Origin of the sequence: Myxococcus sp. CA039A (genome assembly GCF_013336645.1) — a bacterium.
GTDB classification, from domain to species: Bacteria; Myxococcota; Myxococcia; order Myxococcales; family Myxococcaceae; genus Myxococcus; species Myxococcus llanfairpwllgwyngyllgogerychwyrndrobwllllantysiliogogogochensis.
In genome coordinates, this window is the sequence record NZ_JABUMQ010000667.1 from 1 (window position 1) to 1,295 (window position 1,295).

1 protein-coding gene is annotated in these 1,295 nt (G+C 72.2%); it reads right to left on the minus strand.

Annotated features, from left to right (window positions below; genetic code table 11):
* Window positions 1-1,282: caspase family protein (locus HR086_RS46905; RefSeq protein WP_174468917.1), on the minus strand; the 1,282-nt coding region annotated here is incomplete at its 3' end.
* Between the last annotated feature and the right edge of the window lie 13 nt (window positions 1,283-1,295).

The window sequence follows — 1,295 nt, forward strand, 5'->3', positions numbered from 1 at the left end:
CCCCTCGGAGCTGGAACGAGCGAACCGCGAGCCCCCCCAGCGCCACGTTGTTGAGGCCACCACCGCCCCACAACGCACTCGTGGACAGCGGCGGCACCAGCGACAGGTTGATGGGAACAGAGGGCATGTCCTCCAGCGTCCCCTCGTGCGCGAGCGGCACGTCCGACGACACAGTGCCTCCGCGCGCCGCCGTGCGTGTCAGCGTCACCGGAACGAAGTCGCCGACGCGCAGCTCCGCGTCACCCTTCGCCCCCACCAGCAACTCCGCCTCGAAGCGCTGCGAGGGACGCTCCAGCGTGACGTGGTAGCGCCCGGCCTCCAGGCCCAGCGAGAGCCGTCGCCCCGCGGGCTTCTGCAGCTCCGCCACCAGCTGGTTGCCCCAGTCGCGAACGAAGAGGCGGCCCTGCACGTCCTCCGCCACCCGCAGACGCGCGTTGGAGCCCCGCAGGTCCGTCATCACCAGGTCGCCACTGCCCGCCAGTTGGATGTCATAGGCCGCGTGCTGAGGGCCACCCTGCGAGCGCTCCGTGCGCGCCAGCGTCTCGTGGAAGGCGAACTGATACGCCTCGTGCAGCGTGACTCGTCCATCTCCCGTGGTGTCCGCCGCGCCGCGCAGGCCCGTGACGAGGAAGTGCGTGAAGAAGGACGCGCCGATGGCATCCGACTCCTGCGCCACCTCATCCGCGGAGCTGGAAGCCAGATAGGCATGGCCTCGCACCTGCGCGGACATGTCCGTGAGGAATGACGGACGCCGCAGTCCGCCCTTGAAGCGGGTGAGCGCGCCGGAGCCGCACGAGTCGAGGATGGCGATGCGCACGTCCACCGGCACCAGGCCCATCAGCTTGCGCAGGTCGCCGTAGGTGACGCGCTCGCCGCGCGGCAACAGGCCATCCGCGTCCGAGTGGCCCGAGTAATACACCACCAGCTCGCGCCGCACGCCGGGCGCGGCCGCGCCCTCCACCAGCGTCTTGAGCCGCTCCAGCGCCGACAGGAGCGCGTCCCGGTCCGCCTCCAGCAGCAGCACCCGGTCCGCGGTGGCCACGCCGCCCAGCTCTTCCAGGACGCGCGACATGGCCAGCGCGTCGGAGCCCGCATAGCGCAAGCGCTCGCGCCCGGGCCCGCCTTCACTGGAGCCGACGACGAGCGCGAAGCGGCGCAGCGCCGCGTCAGGCGCCTCCTCGAGCGGAGCGGCCCGAGAGCCCACGCCCCACGCCACCACCACCCACGCGGCCAGCACGCTGGCCACGCGTCCCCACCCGCGCGCTGTGCTCCGTCTCATCATCCGCTTCCCACCC